The organism is Nitrospirillum amazonense, assembly GCF_007828045.1.
In the GTDB taxonomy this organism is placed as follows: Bacteria; Pseudomonadota; Alphaproteobacteria; order Azospirillales; family Azospirillaceae; genus Nitrospirillum; species Nitrospirillum amazonense_C.
Map to the genome: position 1 here is coordinate 164122 of NZ_VITN01000009.1, position 14556 is coordinate 178677.

Annotated in this window: 11 protein-coding genes; 3 read left to right on the plus strand and 8 right to left on the minus strand. The window is 68.9% G+C overall.

Translation table 11 applies throughout. The features are described 5' to 3' along the window. Nucleotides 1-102 precede the first annotated feature (102 nt). The 5 genes from cysK to FBZ89_RS16010 form a co-directional block, all read right to left on the minus strand. Nucleotides 103-1074, minus strand: a complete 972-nt coding sequence (gene cysK, locus FBZ89_RS15990) for a cysteine synthase A (protein ID WP_040848093.1) — start codon at nucleotides 1072-1074, stop codon at nucleotides 103-105. A 15-nt stretch (nucleotides 1075-1089) separates the two neighbouring features. Beyond that, nucleotides 1090-1545 (minus strand): RrF2 family transcriptional regulator, encoded by a 456-nt coding sequence (locus FBZ89_RS15995; RefSeq protein WP_004273531.1) that lies wholly within the window; start codon nucleotides 1543-1545, stop codon nucleotides 1090-1092. A gap of 17 nt (nucleotides 1546-1562) precedes the next feature. Continuing rightward, nucleotides 1563-2042: a dUTP diphosphatase gene (dut, locus tag FBZ89_RS16000; RefSeq protein WP_186457393.1), complete on the minus strand. Its 480-nt coding sequence runs from the start codon at nucleotides 2040-2042 to the stop codon at nucleotides 1563-1565. Further along, nucleotides 2042-3313, minus strand: coding sequence for a bifunctional phosphopantothenoylcysteine decarboxylase/phosphopantothenate--cysteine ligase CoaBC (gene coaBC / locus FBZ89_RS16005; protein WP_145750948.1), 1272 nt, complete (start codon nucleotides 3311-3313; stop codon nucleotides 2042-2044). The genes dut and coaBC overlap by 1 nt, the downstream gene beginning before the upstream one ends. A gap of 294 nt (nucleotides 3314-3607) precedes the next feature. Further along, nucleotides 3608-8467 carry an NAD-glutamate dehydrogenase gene (locus FBZ89_RS16010; RefSeq protein ID WP_145750949.1) on the minus strand — a complete coding sequence of 1620 codons (4860 nt, stop codon included), beginning with the start codon at nucleotides 8465-8467 and terminating at the stop codon, nucleotides 3608-3610. Between the two features lie 282 nt (nucleotides 8468-8749). Between FBZ89_RS16010 and FBZ89_RS16015 the strand changes: the two genes are divergently transcribed. Continuing rightward, entirely contained in the window at nucleotides 8750-9865 is a 1116-nt protein-coding gene (locus tag FBZ89_RS16015; protein ID WP_342780622.1) for an NUDIX hydrolase, read from the plus strand. Nucleotides 9866-10017: 152 nt separating this feature from the next. Here the strand turns inward: FBZ89_RS16015 and FBZ89_RS16020 are convergent, their stop codons facing one another. The 3 genes from FBZ89_RS16020 to FBZ89_RS16030 form a co-directional block, all read right to left on the minus strand. Continuing rightward, nucleotides 10018-10209: a hypothetical protein gene (locus FBZ89_RS16020; protein WP_040848183.1), complete on the minus strand. Its 192-nt coding sequence runs from the start codon at nucleotides 10207-10209 to the stop codon at nucleotides 10018-10020. A gap of 140 nt (nucleotides 10210-10349) precedes the next feature. Continuing rightward, nucleotides 10350-11741 (minus strand): class I SAM-dependent RNA methyltransferase, encoded by a 1392-nt coding sequence (locus FBZ89_RS16025; protein ID WP_145750950.1) that lies wholly within the window; start codon nucleotides 11739-11741, stop codon nucleotides 10350-10352. After that, the gene (locus FBZ89_RS16030; protein WP_246172271.1) at nucleotides 11738-12205 is read right to left on the minus strand and encodes an acyl-CoA thioesterase; all 468 of its coding nucleotides are present in this window, start codon (nucleotides 12203-12205) and stop codon (nucleotides 11738-11740) included. The genes FBZ89_RS16025 and FBZ89_RS16030 overlap by 4 nt, the downstream gene beginning before the upstream one ends. Before the next feature lie 157 nt (nucleotides 12206-12362). Between FBZ89_RS16030 and FBZ89_RS16035 the strand changes: the two genes are divergently transcribed. Together FBZ89_RS16035 and FBZ89_RS16040 are read left to right on the plus strand one after the other, a co-directional pair. After that, nucleotides 12363-12602, plus strand: a complete 240-nt coding sequence (locus FBZ89_RS16035; RefSeq protein WP_040843696.1) for a hypothetical protein — start codon at nucleotides 12363-12365, stop codon at nucleotides 12600-12602. A 512-nt stretch (nucleotides 12603-13114) separates the two neighbouring features. After that, nucleotides 13115-14509 carry an ammonium transporter gene (locus FBZ89_RS16040; RefSeq protein ID WP_425465960.1) on the plus strand — a complete coding sequence of 465 codons (1395 nt, stop codon included), beginning with the start codon at nucleotides 13115-13117 and terminating at the stop codon, nucleotides 14507-14509. Nucleotides 14510-14556: the final 47 nt, after the last annotated feature.

Here is a 14556-nt window from a genome sequence, read left to right on the forward strand (position 1 = left end):
CTCCCCGAAATGCTCCGGCGACCGCGGTCGCGGTCTAGATAAAACGATAAAACCAGCAGCGATGTGATGGGGCCGGTTGCGCTCAACCGGCCCCGATGTCGATCAATCCAGGCCGTCGAACAGGCCGGTGGACAGGTAGCGTTCGGCGAAGCTGGGCAGGATCACGACGATCTGCTTGCCCTCGTTCCCCGGGCGGGCGCCCAGCTCCAGGGCGGCGGCCAGGGCGGCGCCGGAGCTGATACCGACGGCGACACCTTCCAGCTTGGCCACCTCGCGCGCCGTCTCGAACGCGCGCTGGTTGGAGATGCGCAGCACCTCGTCGATCAGGTGGGTGTCCAGGATGTCGGGCACGAAGCCGGCGCCGATGCCCTGGATCTTGTGCGGGCCCGGCAGGCCGCCGGACAGGACGGGGCTGTCCTCCGGTTCCACCGCCACGGCCTTGAAACTGGGCTTGCGCTCCTTGATCACGCTGGCCACACCGGTCAGCGTGCCGCCCGTGCCCACGCCGGAGATCAGGAAATCAACGCCGCCGGCGGTGTCGGTCCAGATTTCCTCGGCCGTGGTGCGGCGGTGGATCTCCGGGTTCGCCGGGTTCTTGAACTGCTGCAGGATGTAGGCGTCGCCGGCCTCGGCCGCCAGTTCCTCCGCCCTGGCGATGGCGCCCTTCATGCCCTGGGCCGGCGGGGTCAGCACGATCTCGGCGCCCAGCAGCTTCAGCATGCGGCGGCGTTCCACCGACATGCTTTCCGGCATGGTCAGGATCAGGCGGTAGCCCTTGGCCGCGGCCACGAAGGCCAGCGCGATGCCGGTGTTGCCCGAGGTGGGCTCGATCAGCAGGGTGCGGTCGGGGGAGATGCGGCCGTCGGCCTCGGCGGCCTCGATCATGGCCAGGCCGATGCGGTCCTTCACGCTGGACAGCGGATTGAAGAACTCGCACTTGCCGATGATGTCGGCCTTCACGCCGTGGGCGGCGGCCAGGCGCTTCAGGCGCACCAGGGGGGTGGCGCCCACGGTTTCCAGGATGCTGTCGTAAACGCGGCCGCGGAAGGCGGCGGTGGGGGCGGTGTCAGCCATGGTTCGATCCCTTCCTTAGATGCTGAAGTCCAGCTTGTGGGTCGCTTCGCTTTCGATGCCGGCGCGGTGGGCGCGCAGACACAAATCCTCGATGGTGGTCTGGTCCAGGCGGCGCATGCAGTCGTCCTGCAGCTCGGCCCACAGCGGGCGCACCACCTGCCGGCCCAGCTCGGCCCCCACCGCCTCTTCCATGGGATCGGTGGCCTGTTCCAGGGCGCGGACGATGCGCACGATCTCACCCACCGTGATGCGGCGGCGCTCGCGGGCCAGACGGTAGCCGCCCCGGGGGCCGCGCACGCCGGCCAGGATACCCGCCCGCACCAGGGCCTGCAGCACCTGTTCCAGGTAACGCTTGGGGATGCCCTGCCGCGCCGTGATCTCACCCGACTGCACGGGTTCGGAACCGGCGTTGTAGGCGATGTCCAGCACCACCTCGATGGCGAACATCAGCTTCTTGGAAATCCGCAGCATCCCTTCCCCCATTTTTATCAGCCCGCCCGGCCGGTGGCGGTCGCGGTGACGCCGGTGGAGCCGAAGCCGCCGGCGCCGCGGGCGGTCTCATCCAGGCTGTCCACCTCGTTCCACTGGGCGCGCTCGTGGCGGGCGATCACCATCTGGGCGATGCGCATGCCGCGTTCGACGGTGAAGGGCTGGTCCCCCAGGTTCACCAGGATGACGCCCACCTCGCCCCGGTAGTCGGCGTCCACCGTGCCCGGCGCGTTCAGCACCGTGACGCCGTTCTTCAGCGCCAGGCCGGAACGCGGGCGCACCTGCGCCTCGAAGCCCACCGGCAGGGAAATGGCCAGGCCCGTGGGCACCAGCGCGCGGCCCAGGGGCGGGATCACCACGGGGGCCGACACGGCCGCCATCAGGTCCAGGCCGGCGGCCTGGGCGGTGGCATAGGCCGGCAGGTCCAGGTCCCGGCCATGGGGCAGACGGGTGACGGCGACGGTAACGGCTTCGGTCATCAAACGGGTTCCGGACTGTGGTTGCTTGTTGAAAGGAAAGTGTCGGCGATGGCCTGGGCCAGGCGCGCCGCCACCTCGGTCTTGCTGAGGCGCGGCCAAATCTCAATGAGAGGGGTTTCGGGCTGGGCCCCTTGGCGCAGCAGATGCACCTGGTTGTCATCGCCGCCGAAGGTGCCGGTGCCGGTCGCCACGTCGTTGGCCACGATCCAGTCGCAGCCCTTCTTGGCCAGCTTGGCGGCGGCATAGGCCAGCACGTCGCGCGTCTCGGCGGCGAAGCCCACCACCAGGCGGGGTCGCGCCGGGCCGGCCTGGGACAGGGTGGCCAGGATATCGGGGTTTTCCGCCAGGGTCAGGGTGGGCGGGCCGTCCGGGCCCTTCTTCACCTTGTCGCCCGCGGCGGCGGCCACGCGCCAATCCGCCACGGCGGCGGCGCAGACGGCGATGTCGGCCGGGAGAGCGGATTGACTGGCGGCCAGCATCTCGGCGGCCGTCTCCACCCGCACCACGCGCACGCCCGGCGGATCGGCCAAGGTGACCGGGCCGCTGACCAGGGTCACGTCGGCGCCCAGCGCCGCCAGGGCCGCCGCCACGGCGTGGCCCTGCTTGCCCGATGAGCGGTTGGCGATGTAGCGCACCGGGTCGATGGGTTCATGGGTGGGCCCGCTGGTCACCACGGCGCGACGCCCGGCCAGGGGTTTGGGCACGCTCCGTTCCGCGAAGAAGGCCGCGATGCCGGCCACGATCTCCATGGGTTCCACCATGCGGCCGGAGCCGACCTCGCCGCAGGCCATGTCGCCGGCGGCGGGCCCCAGGCGGCGGATGCCGCGCCCCTCCAGCGTGCGGACGTTGGCCTGGGTGGCCGGGTTGGTCCACATCATGACGTTCATGGCCGGGACCACCATCACCGGCTTGTCGGTGGCCAGCAGCGCCGTGGTCGCCAGGTCATTGGCCATGCCGGCGGCCATGCGCGCCAGGATGTCGGCGCTGGCCGGGGCCACCACCACCAGGTCGGCCTCGCGCGACAGGCGGATGTGCCCCATCTCCGACTCGTCGGTCAGGGAGAACAGGTCGGTGTAGACCTTCTCCTCCGACAAGGCGGCCACGGACAGAGGCGTCACGAACTGCTGCGCGCCCTCGGTCAGAACGGCGCGGACGCGGACGCCGCGTTCCTTCAGCCGGCGGATCAGTTCCAGGCATTTGTATGCCGCGATGCCGCCGGATATCACCAGCAGCAGGCGCTTGCCCTCAAGGACTCTGTAATCCGACGTCACGGACAAAGGTCACCTATGGAAGCGGTTCCCCCAAGGGATATCGGGGAAACGAAACCACGAGCCGGACAATCTTATCAATGCACGGACAGGTGATGTGAAATCAATAAATATGGGGTCGCCACGCTTTGCGCAAGCGACAGTTCACCACCGCCGCCCACAGTGCAGGCGACGGAGAATCAGGGTTGAAATTCACGGAAAAAGTTCCCCCGAGGGGACTGGGTTTCCCGCAATCGCCGGGTGGGCGACAACGGCATGGGGATGGCCCCACGCCGCTGTTCATGCCCAAGCGTTGACTCAGCCGGCGGTCAGGCCGCGCAGCTGGCGGGCGGCCACGGCCAGCATGGCCACGTCCATATGGGCCACGCCGCGCAGTTCGGCCAGCAGGGACTGGATACGGTCCAGCGGACCGGACTTGGCGGCCAGCCAGCCGTCGATCAGGGCGGTCGCATCGTCGCCCTCGCCCGCCAGCACGCGGGCCGCCAGGCGGCCCTGCAGGCCGTAGAGGTCGTCGATGATGGCGCCCAGAGCTTGGCGCTGCCAGTGGGTGGTGGTCTTCACCGCCTCCGCCCGGCCGCGCAGCCAGTCGAAGCCCAGCCGTTCGCCCAGCGCGAAGTGGACGGCGGCGACCGTTTCCACCCCCCGGTTGGTTTCCACCGCGATCTGGCTGATGTCGGTGGCGGCCCCCAGGGCGGACAGGGCCGCCACGTGATGGGCCAGCTCGGCCGGCACACCGGCCTGCTCCAGCTCCTCTTTCTTGGCGGCCAGGTCGGCGGCGGCGTCGGGCGACAGGATGTCGGCCAGCGCCTTGGACAGCACCTTCACCGCCGGCCCCAGGCGGGCGATGCCGGCCGCCATGTCCAGGGGATGGGTGCTGTTCAGCAGGGTCCAGGGCACGGCGCGGCGTAACAGGCGACGCGTGGCCAGGCCCATGGCCGCCTGGGTGGCAGCCGGGACCTGGTTGTCCAGGGCGTCGATGGCCTTCCACACCGCCGGCAGGCCATAGGCGTCGCGGGCGATATGATAGGCGCGGGCCACGTCGGCCTCGCCCAAGCCGGTCTGCTCGACCATCTCGGCGACGAAGCTGGGACCGACGCGGTTCACCATGCTGTTGGTGGCCACGGTGGCGATGATCTCGCGGCGCAGCTGGTGGCCGGCCACGGCCTGCGGATATTGCCGCTGCAGGCTTTCCGGGAAGTAGTCCACCAGGTCCGCCGCCATCTTGGCATCGTCCGGCAGGTCGGAGTTCAGCAGCTTGTCGTACAGGTCGATCTTGGCATAGGCCAGCAGCACCGCCGTTTCCGGGCGCGTCAGGCCCCGGCGGGCCTGGGCGCGCAGCGACACCTCCTCATCCGTCGGCAGGAACTCGATGGCGCGGTTCAGCTTGCCCGCCTTTTCCATGAGCCGCATGAAGCGGGCCAGATCGTCCAGCGTGTCCGGCGCGACCGCCTCGTCGATGGAGAGGGCCTGGGTCTGCTGGTAGTTGTCGGCCAGTACCAGCTCCGCCACGTCGTCGGTCATGGTGGCCAGCAGCGCGTCGCGCTGGGGCAGGGTCATGCTGCCCTTGTCCATCACGTCGCGCAGCAGGATCTTGATGTTGACCTCATGGTCCGAGGTATCGACGCCGGCGGAGTTGTCGATGGCGTCGGTGTTGAGCCGCACGCCGGCCTGCGCCGCCTCGATGCGGCCGCGCTGGGTGAAGCCCAGGTTGGCGCCCTCGCCCACCACCTTGGCGCGGACCTGGCGGCCGTCGATGCGCAGGGCGTCGTTGGCCTTGTCGCCCACCTCGGCGTTGCTCTCCCCCCCGGCTTTCACATAGGTGCCGATGCCGCCCAGCCACAGCAGATCGACGTCCGCCTTCAGGATGGCCTGCATCAGCTCGGCCGGGGTCAGGCGCTCCGCCGTGATCCCCAAGGCCGCGCGCACCTCGGGCGACAGCGGGACCGACTTGGCCCCGCGCTCAAAGATGCCGCCGCCCTGGGACAGCTTGGACTTGTCATAGTCCGCCCAGGAGGAGCGCGGCAGGTCGAACATGCGCTTGCGCTCTTCCCAGCTGCTGGCCGCGTCAGGGTCGGGGTCCAGGAAGATGTGGCGATGGTCGAAGGCGGCCACCAGGCGGATGTGCCGGGACAGCAGCATGCCGTTGCCGAACACGTCGCCCGACATGTCGCCCACGCCCACGACGGTGAAGTCCTGGGTCTGGCAATCGCGGCCCAGCTCACGGAAGTGGCGCTTCACCGCCTCCCACGCGCCGCGCGCGGTGATGCCCATCTTCTTGTGGTCGTATCCGGCCGAACCGCCGGAGGCGAAGGCGTCATCCAGCCAGAAGCCGTAGTCGCGGCTGACCCCGTTGGCGATGTCGGAGAAGGTGGCCGTGCCCTTGTCGGCCGCGACCACCAGATAGGGGTCGTCGCCGTCCAGGCGCACCACGTCCCGGGGCGGCACCACCTGGCCCTTCACCAGGTTGTCGGTGATGTCCAGCAGGCCGCGCATCATGGTCTTGTAGCACTCGATGCCTTCGGCCAGCGCCGCCTCACGGCCGGCCGAGGCCGGCGGCGGGTTCTTCACCACGAAGCCGCCCTTGGAGCCCATGGGCACGATGACGGCGTTCTTCACCATCTGCGCCTTGATCAGGCCCAGGATCTCGGTGCGGAAATCCTCCTTGCGGTCGGACCAGCGGATGCCGCCGCGCGCCACCTTGCCGCCGCGCAGGTGCACGGCCTCGACCCGGGGGCTGTAGACCCAGATTTCCACCATGGGCCGGGGCAGCGGCAGGTCGTCGATGGACCGGCTGTCCAGCTTGAACGACAGGTAGGCCTTGGGCTGGCCGTCGGCACCCTTCTGGAAGAAATTGGTGCGCAGGGTGGCGCGGATGAGGTTCAGCATCCGGCGCAGGATGCGGTCCTCATCCAGGTTGGTGACCTGGTCCAGGGCGTGGTCGATCTCCACCACCAGGCCCATGCGCCGGCTGTCCACCTCTTCCCGGCCCAGCTTGGCCAGGATGGCGGGGTCATGGGCCAGGTGGAACAGGCGCACCAGCAGCTTGGTGATGCCCACGTGGGCGGCCAGCGTGTCCTCGATGTAGGACTGGGAGAAGTCGAAGCGGGCCTGGCGCAGGTACTTGGCGTAGGCGCGCACCATGGTGACGTCGCGCCAGGCCAAACCGGCCCCCAGCACCAGCTTGTTGAAGCCATCGGTCTGGGCCTCGCCGGTCCAGACGCGCATGAAGGCGTCCTCGAACGCCTCCTTCACCGCGTCCAGCTCGACGGCCTGGCCGTTGGCCATCTTCATCTCGAAGTCCTGGATCCAGATGGACTTCTCGCGGCCGGGCAGGCGCACCTCGTGCGGGCCGCCTTCCGCCAGGATCTTCAGGCCCAGGTCCTCCAGCATGGGCAGGGCCTGGGACAGCTGCACCGGCGTGTCGTCGTGGTAGACCTTGAAGAACAGCTCGTGCGGCTCGGCCTCCACCGGGCGGTGCAGATTCAGGGCGATCTGCCCTGTGGCCGCCACCGCCTCCAGCCGCTCGATATCCATCACGGCGGCTTCGGGGCTGTAGATCTCGCGGTAGCCCTCGGCCAGGGTGCCGCGGCGGTAGCGGCGGGCCAGCCGCAGGCCGACCTCCTCGCCCTTGGCGTCGATCAGGGCCTGCTGCAGGCGTTCGCCCCAGCCGCGCGCCGCCTCGATCAGGGTCTCCTCGACGTCGCGGACGTCGTAGTCGGGCACCTTGCCGGGGGTGGTCTGGATGATGATGTGGGCGCGGGCCAGCGCGCTTTCCGACAGCATCACATGGTACTGCGTCGTCTTGCCCTCGAACGCCGTCTCCAGAATGCCCTGCAGCTTCAGCCGCAGGTCGGTGTCGTAACGGTCGCGCGGGACGTAGATCAGGGCGCTGACGAAGCGTTCGAACGGGTCCTTGCGCACGAACAGGGCCACGCGCTGGCGGTCCTGCAGGTGCAGCACGCCCATGGCGATGTCGAACAGCTCATCATCGCTGGTCTGGAACAGCTCATCCCGGGGATAGGTCTCCAGGATGTGCAGCAGGGCCTTGCCGTCGTGGCTGGACTTGTCGAAGCCCGCCCGCTCCAGCGCGCGGTTCACCTTCTGGCGTAGGTAGGGGATCTCGCGCGCAGCGCGGTTGTAGGCGACCGAGGTGAAGAGGCCGACGAACAGCCGCTCGCCGATCTCCACCCCCTTGTCGTCGAACAGCTTCACCATCACGGCGTCCAGCGGCGCCGGGCGGTGGACGGTCGAGTCCTTGTTGGCCTTGGTCACCATGATGGCGCGCGGCTGGCGCACGAAGGCGCGTACGTCCGGCGGCAGCTGGGAGAAGTAGCGCAGGCCGTCGAAGACCGAGACCTCGTCATCGCGCAGGATGCCCAGGCCGGCGCCGGTCAGGATGTCCAGCGTGTCCTGTCCGTCCTCCTTGCCGAAGCGGTATTCGCGCACGCCCAGGAAGATGAAGTGGTCGTCATCGATCCAGCGCAGGAAGTCCACGCCCTCCGCCACCTCGGCGGCGTCCAGGGCCTGGCTGTTCTTCCGCGATTCATCGATGGTTTCGGCCACGCGGCTGCGCATGGCCTCGAAATCCTCCACGGCGGCGCGCACGTCCGCCAGGACATGCACCAGGCCGGCGCGGACCTTTTCCAGCAGTTCGGGCGAGGTCTGCTGGTCGACCTCGACATGCATGAAGCTTTCGGCGTGCGCATCGGCGGGGGCGGCGTGCGGCTCATACAGCTCGACCAGGCGGCCATCGGCGTCGCGCTTCACCTTCACCACCGGGTGGATCACCAGGTGCACCGCCAGGCCGTGGCGGTTCAGTTCCGCCGAAACGCTGTCCACCAGGAAGGGCATGTCGTCGTTGACGATCTCCACCACCGTGTGGGGGGCATGCCAGCCGTCCTGCTCCACCTTGGGATTGCAGACGCGCACCTGGGCGGTGCCGGCCTTGCGCGCGGCGCCAAACTGCCACATGGCGATGGCGGCGCCGTACAGCTCGTCGCTGCTGCTGCGCAGGATGTCGTCAGGGGGCACGTTGGCGTAGAACTGCCGGACGAAACGTTCCGCCGTGGCGGCCTTTTCCCGAGACAGGCGATCCCGCACCTTGGCGGCGATCTGCTCGGTCAGTTCGGATTTGCGCTGTTCTGCTTTGAGCGCCATGGGTCTCTCTCCCGAAGTCGGACCTTCTCTCACGACATGTGGTTGCCACACGGCGGCCGGCCCGTTAATTCGCGGGGCCTACCATAGGCAAATCATGGTGGGGAAACGAAGCGGCATCCTGCCGCCCAGGACAATAAGCAGATTGTCGTCTTTTAACAGGTGCCCGTGAACTTTCTCTTGCTGTCAAAAGCGTCTCGGACAACACATTCTGTCGCGCCCCGGGACGGGCCTCCGCCCCGGGCCCGGAAAAGGTGCCCAGAAAACAGATTTGGCGGGAGACTCGTGACCAGCGCCCAGGCCCCTCAGCCCCAGCCCAGCCCGCAGGCCAATCCGCAGCCCATCTCGCAGCCCATGGGCGAGCGCGCCTCCATCGGCCTGACCGCCGTGATCGTGGCGGTGACGCGGGAGGTGCCGCGCGTGCTGGTGGTGCGCCGCCTGACCCATGACCTGGCGACGCCGCAGCAACAGGCCAGCGGCGACTGGGACGCCCTGCCCTTCGGTCCCTTCGCGCCGGAGCGCCACCGCACCCTGGAACAGGGCCTGCGCCGCTGGGTGACGGAGCTGACGGGCCTGCCCCTGGGCTATGTCGAGCAGCTCTACACCTTCGGCGACCGCTATCGCGACCTGCGCGAGGTGGATGGCGACGCCCGTGTTGTCTCCGTCGGTTACATCGCCCTGACGCGCGAGGCGCCGCTGTCGGGCTCGGGTGCCGCCGAGTGGCACGACTGGTACAGCTATTTCCCATGGGAGGATTGGCGCGACGGCCGGCCGGCCATGATCGCGCGCACCCTGCTGCCGGCGCTGGAACGCTGGGCCGACCATGATTCGGAATTGGCCGCCGCGCGCCGCGACCGGGTGCACACCACCTTCAGCCGCGACGACGACGCCTGGGACTATGAACGGGTGCTGGAGCGGTATGAGCTGCTGTATGAGGCAGGCCTGGTGGCGGAGGCGCCGCGCGACCGCGCCGTGCTGGCCCGCCTGGCGCAGAACGGCAAGCTGCCGGCCGACGTGGCCGGCCTGTGGTCCGGCCCGGTGCAGCCCGAGGCGCAGGCCGCCACCGGCATCCCCATGGCCCAGGACAACCGCCGCATCCTGGCGGCGGCGCTGGGGCGGGTGCGGGGCAAGCTGAAATACCGGCCGGTGGTGTTCGATCTGCTGCCGCCGCAGTTCACCCTGTTCCAGCTGCAGCGCCTGGTGGAGGCGCTGTCCGGCGTGCGCCTGCACAAGCAGAACTTCCGCCGCCTGCTGATCGCCGGCGGCTTGGTGGAGCCCACGGGCGCCCTGGAAGTGCGCACCGGCGGCCGCCCGGCGGAACTCTACCGCTTCCGCCGCGAAATCCTGCGCGAACGCGCCGCCGCCGGGGTTGGCCTGCCGACCATCCGCATCACGGAATAAGGATGGAGGCCAGGCGCACCTGGCCTCACCTCAAACGAAGCGCACCGGAGCGCAGCGACAAGGCCACGACCGTGGCCGCCGCAGCGAGACACCGAAGGGCGCAGCGAGGACAAGGCAAGGGCCCGGATGGGCCCGCCCGCCGTTTGAGGGAATTACTCTAAATAAGCATCCACCTCGGCGGCGGCGCGGTCCAGCGGCCAGTCCAGGCGGTCGATGATCTGTTCGACGGCGGTGTCGGCGTCCAGCGTCCGGCGGCCCAGCCGGTCCAGGATATCGTTCAGCACGTTTTCCTCCGCCACCGTGGCCGGGGCGTAGGACTTCAGGATCTCAAGCGCCTTGCTCATGGGACTGCCGGACTCGCTTCTGTATTGCGACTATGGGGGCAGGGTTTATAACACGCCCCGCCCGCCCCCGCATCGCCGCTGCCGCCCCTGGCCAAACGTTTGGCCCCGGCGTGACATGTGCACATCACCCCGGGGCCACATCACCCCCGGCGGAAGCGGGCCGCGACCTCCAGGTGGGGGGACCACAGGAACTGGTCCACCGGCACCAGCCGTTCCAGCACGTAGCCGCCCTCCAGCAGCAGGGCGGCGTCGCGGGCGAAGCTGACCGGGTTGCAGGAGATGGCGACCACCACCGGCACACGGGATGCAGCCAGCGCCGCCGCCTGGGACGCGGCGCCAGCGCGCGGCGGGTCGAAGATCACTGCCTGGTAGGCCGACAATTCCGCCGGGGACAAGGGTTCCTTGAACAGGTCGCGGCGTTCCACCGTCACGGGATGGCCGCCGCCGGCCATGCGGGCCGCCGCCTTCAGCGCCGTGAGGGCCGGCCCATCCCCCTCCACCGCGTGAACGGGCGCCAGTGTGGCCAGGGGGAAGGTCAGTGTGCCGCTGCCGGCAAACAGGTCGGCGATCCGTGCCGCCCCCTTGGCCCCGGCCAAAGCCTCCGCCACCAGCGCGGCCTCGCCCTCGGCGCTGGCCTGCAGGAAGGATCCGGCGGGCGGCGACACCGCCACCGGACCGAAGCGCACCACGCCGGTGCGGCGCAGGGCGATGGGCTCCGCCGGCGCGCCCGGCCGCTTGGACCAGCTGAGGCGGGCCAGGTCATGCGCCTCGGCGAAGGCGCCCAGCTTTTCCAGGGCGTTCAGGTCGGGCTGCGGCAGGCCCACCAGCAGAACGTCCGGCCCATCGTCCAGCAGGGTCAGCGCCACGTCCAGTGTATGCTCGTCCGGCAGCAGGTCCAGCAGCAGGGAGCGCAAGGGGGCGATCAGCGCCATGAGGCGCGGCGCCAGCACCGTGCATTCCTCGATATCCACCAGGCGGTGGCTGGCGCGCTCATTGAAGCCCAGCCAAAGGCGCCGGCCCCGGCGGGCGGCGGCCAGCACAGCGCGGCGACGGGCATGGGGCGGCGTGCGCGCCAGCGGGGCCATGGGAAGGTCGGTGATACCGACGCGGCTCAGCGCGTGGCGCAGTTGCTCCACCTTCCAGGCGCCGTAGGTGTCGGCGTCCATGTGCTGCAGGGTGCAGCCGCCGCAGATGCCGAAGTGGCGGCAGGCGGGGTCGGCCCGGCCCGGCCCCTCGGCCAGCAGCGACACCGGCTCCACCAGCCAGCCCTCGCCCCGCTGCTGGGCGAAGCGCACCATCAGCCGGTCGCCCACCAGGGTCTGGGGCACGAACAGGCGGTGGTTCGGGCCGTAGGGCTCCTGCCAGTGGGCCACGCCGTCGCCCAGGGCGCCCACGCTTTCCACCGTGATCTCGACGGGGCCGCTGGTCGGGGGTTCCACCGGCGGACGGGCGGCGGGGCGGCGGGACTGGTGGCGACCGGCGGAGGGCTTGCCGCGCGCGGGGGTGGGCCCGGGGGGGGAACGGCGGCTCACAGGAAGCTCTCCATGACAGGGCGCAGGTCGTCCGGAATGGGTGTTGGGCGGTGGCTGTCGACATCCACCAGGACGGAGACGGACAGGGCGGTGGCGTGGCAACGGCCGCCGACGAACAGGCCGCTGCCCGTCGTCCACGACGTGCGGCCCAGGCGCACCAGGCGGGTGCCGACGCGCACGGCGTTGGGGTAGGTGATCTCCGCCAGGTAATCGAGGGTGATCTTGCGCATCACGATGGCATGGCGGTCAAAACCCACCCGGCGGCGCAGGGCCTGGTGCAGCGCCACGCGCCCCGATTCGAAATAGACCCCGAAGGCGTTGTTGTTGACATGGCCCACTGGGTCCAGGTCGTTGAAACGCACATGCTCATCCGTCCAGAAACGATAGCTGCCGGCGTCGGCCAGGTCGAAGGGCGGGTCGGCCGCGTCGCTGGAGGCAGACGGAAACGGGGGCGGGACGGACACGGGCGTTAAGTTCCTGTGACGGGGCGGGGTTCGCCCCAGGGATTAGGGGTATGGAACCGGTTTTGGCAAGCGGGGCGGCGTGACGACACCCGGCAAGGGTGCTATAGCTGCCCATCATCTGATCCATACACCCCTATTATCACAGTGAAGGTCTGCCATGAGCGACACCAACAACTCCACCGCGGAAGCCCTGTTCGAGAAGGCGCTGAGCGTCGCGGAAAAGCATCTTGAGGCGGCGCTCAAGGAGGCGGGCCCCCTGGCCGCCTATGTGGCGGTCGCCATGATCGAAGTGGCCGTCAACCAGGCGGTGGAAGAGACCACGCACCAGGACGTGGTGGACATGCTGCACGACCTGGCCAACCAGATCGAGCAGGACGCCGACGAGGAAGAGGAATAATCGTCGCCTTCCTCACGGCCGATTGAGAGTTTGCTGGCGGCGCCGGCGCCCGCCCCTTTCCGCCCTGTTCCCGGGGTGGCGATGGGGTGGCGCCGGCGTTGTTGCTTTTTTGGGGGCCCAATTGGGGAAGATGGGGCGAAGCCTAAAAATTGGGCAATTCCCGCACAGTTTGCCGCCAACGGCACAGATATTTGATGGCGCTTGGCGCTAAGCCATTGATCATTTTGTTAATCTCTTTCTATTTTTGATGAAAATCAGCCTATTCTTTAGGCTCATGGGGTGTTGCACCCTTCCGGCGCGCCCAATTCCGCCCATTAAATAATCACCCACCGTCATACCCAGAGAAGCCCAAGGCCCCGGACCGCGACCGGATGTATCGCGGCACGAAGTTTGAAAGAGGGGGCGGCGCGCTTTTCGGGGCGCGGGTTCGCGGATAGCCGGCGGACCAGGGCCGGTGACGGCCCCCTGCCGCCGGCGGTGCCTGGGAATGGGATGTTGGAATGGGGTGTGGGATGAGCGGTTTGGGTAGGCGTTTCCTGGGACTGGGCGCATGCGCGCTGGCGGCGGGCCTGCCCGCGCTGGCCATGGCGCAGGATGCGGCGGCCCCCGCCGCGGCCGCGACGGCCCCCACCATCAGCGGCGGCGACACGGCGTGGATGCTGATGTCCACGGCCCTGGTGCTGATGATGACCATTCCCGGCCTGGCGCTGTTCTACGGCGGCATGGTGCGCAAGTTCAACGTGCTGGCCATGGTGATGCAAAGCTTCACCATCACCTGTCTGGTGACGGTCATCTGGGCGCTGGTGGGGTACAGCCTGTCCTTCACCGCCGCCAGCGACGCCGCCGACGCCAAGGAATTCATTGGCGGCTTCAGCCGCGTGCTGCTGGCGGGCATGGACCCGACCGGCACCCACGCCCTGGCCCCGACGATCCCGGAGCCGGTATTCATGATGTACCAGATGACCTTCGCGATCATCACGCCGGCCCTCATCACCGGCGCCTTCGCCGATCGCATGAAGTTTTCCTCCATGCTGGTGTTCATCACCCTGTGGTCGCTGCTGGTCTACGCCCCGGTGGCCCACACCGTGTGGCATCCCAACGGCTTCATGGCCAAGCTGGGCGTGCTGGACTTCGCCGGCGGCACCGTCGTGCACATCAACGCCGGCATCGCCGGCCTAGTGGCCTGCCTGGTGATCGGCAAGCGCAAGGGCTACCCCAACGCCGACTTCAGCCCGCACAACCTGGTGCTGAGCCTCATCGGCGCCTCGCTGCTGTGGGTGGGCTGGTTCGGTTTCAACGCCGGTTCGGCCCTGACGGCCGGTCCGCGCGCCGGCATGGCCATGACCGTGACCCAGGTCGCCACCGCCGCGGCGGCGCTGGCCTGGGTGTTCGTCGAGTGGGCGGTTAAGGGCAAGCCCTCGGTCCTGGGCATCATCTCGGGCGCCGTGGCCGGCCTGGTGGCCATCACCCCGGCCGCCGGCTTCGTCGACACCGTCGGCGCCTTCGCCATCGGCATCGCCGCCGGCGTCATCTGCTTCTTCACCGCCACATCCATGAAGCGCGCCCTGGGCTATGACGACAGCCTGGACGCCTTCGGCGTGCACGGCATCGGTGGTATCGTCGGCGCCATCCTGACCGGCGTGTTCGCCAAGATGTCCATCGCCAACAGCGAGGGCGCCTTCGCCACCACCCTGAAAGACGCGCCGGACACGAAGCTGGGCCTGATCGAGGGCAATGTCGGCCAGGTCATCACCCAGCTGGAGGGGGTGGCCTTCACCGTCGTGTGGTGCGCCGTCATCACCTTCATCCTGCTGAAAATCATCGACCTGGTGATCGGCCTGCGCGTCGATGAGGACATCGAGCGCGACGGCCTGGACATCGCCCTGCACGGCGAGTCCATTCACTAAAAGGGGCCACTAAAAAGGCGGGGCAGCCCAAAACGGAAACCGCCGCC

Excerpts from the sequence above, each read along its gene's own strand:
- FBZ89_RS16020 (WP_040848183.1), bottom strand. The coding sequence starts at position 10,209 with ATGAGCAAGGCGCTTGAGATCCTGAAGTCCTACGCCCCGGCCACGGTG.
- cysK (WP_040848093.1), bottom strand. The coding sequence starts at position 1,074 with ATGGCTGACACCGCCCCCACCGCCGCCTTCCGCGGCCGCGTTTACGAC.
- FBZ89_RS16010 (WP_145750949.1), bottom strand. The coding sequence starts at position 8,467 with ATGGCGCTCAAAGCAGAACAGCGCAAATCCGAACTGACCGAGCAGATC.
- FBZ89_RS16035 (WP_040843696.1), top strand. The coding sequence starts at position 12,363 with ATGAGCGACACCAACAACTCCACCGCGGAAGCCCTGTTCGAGAAGGCG.
- FBZ89_RS15995 (WP_004273531.1), bottom strand. The coding sequence starts at position 1,545 with ATGCTGCGGATTTCCAAGAAGCTGATGTTCGCCATCGAGGTGGTGCTG.
- FBZ89_RS16040 (WP_425465960.1), top strand. The coding sequence starts at position 13,115 with ATGAGCGGTTTGGGTAGGCGTTTCCTGGGACTGGGCGCATGCGCGCTG.
- dut (WP_186457393.1), bottom strand. The coding sequence starts at position 2,042 with ATGACCGAAGCCGTTACCGTCGCCGTCACCCGTCTGCCCCATGGCCGG.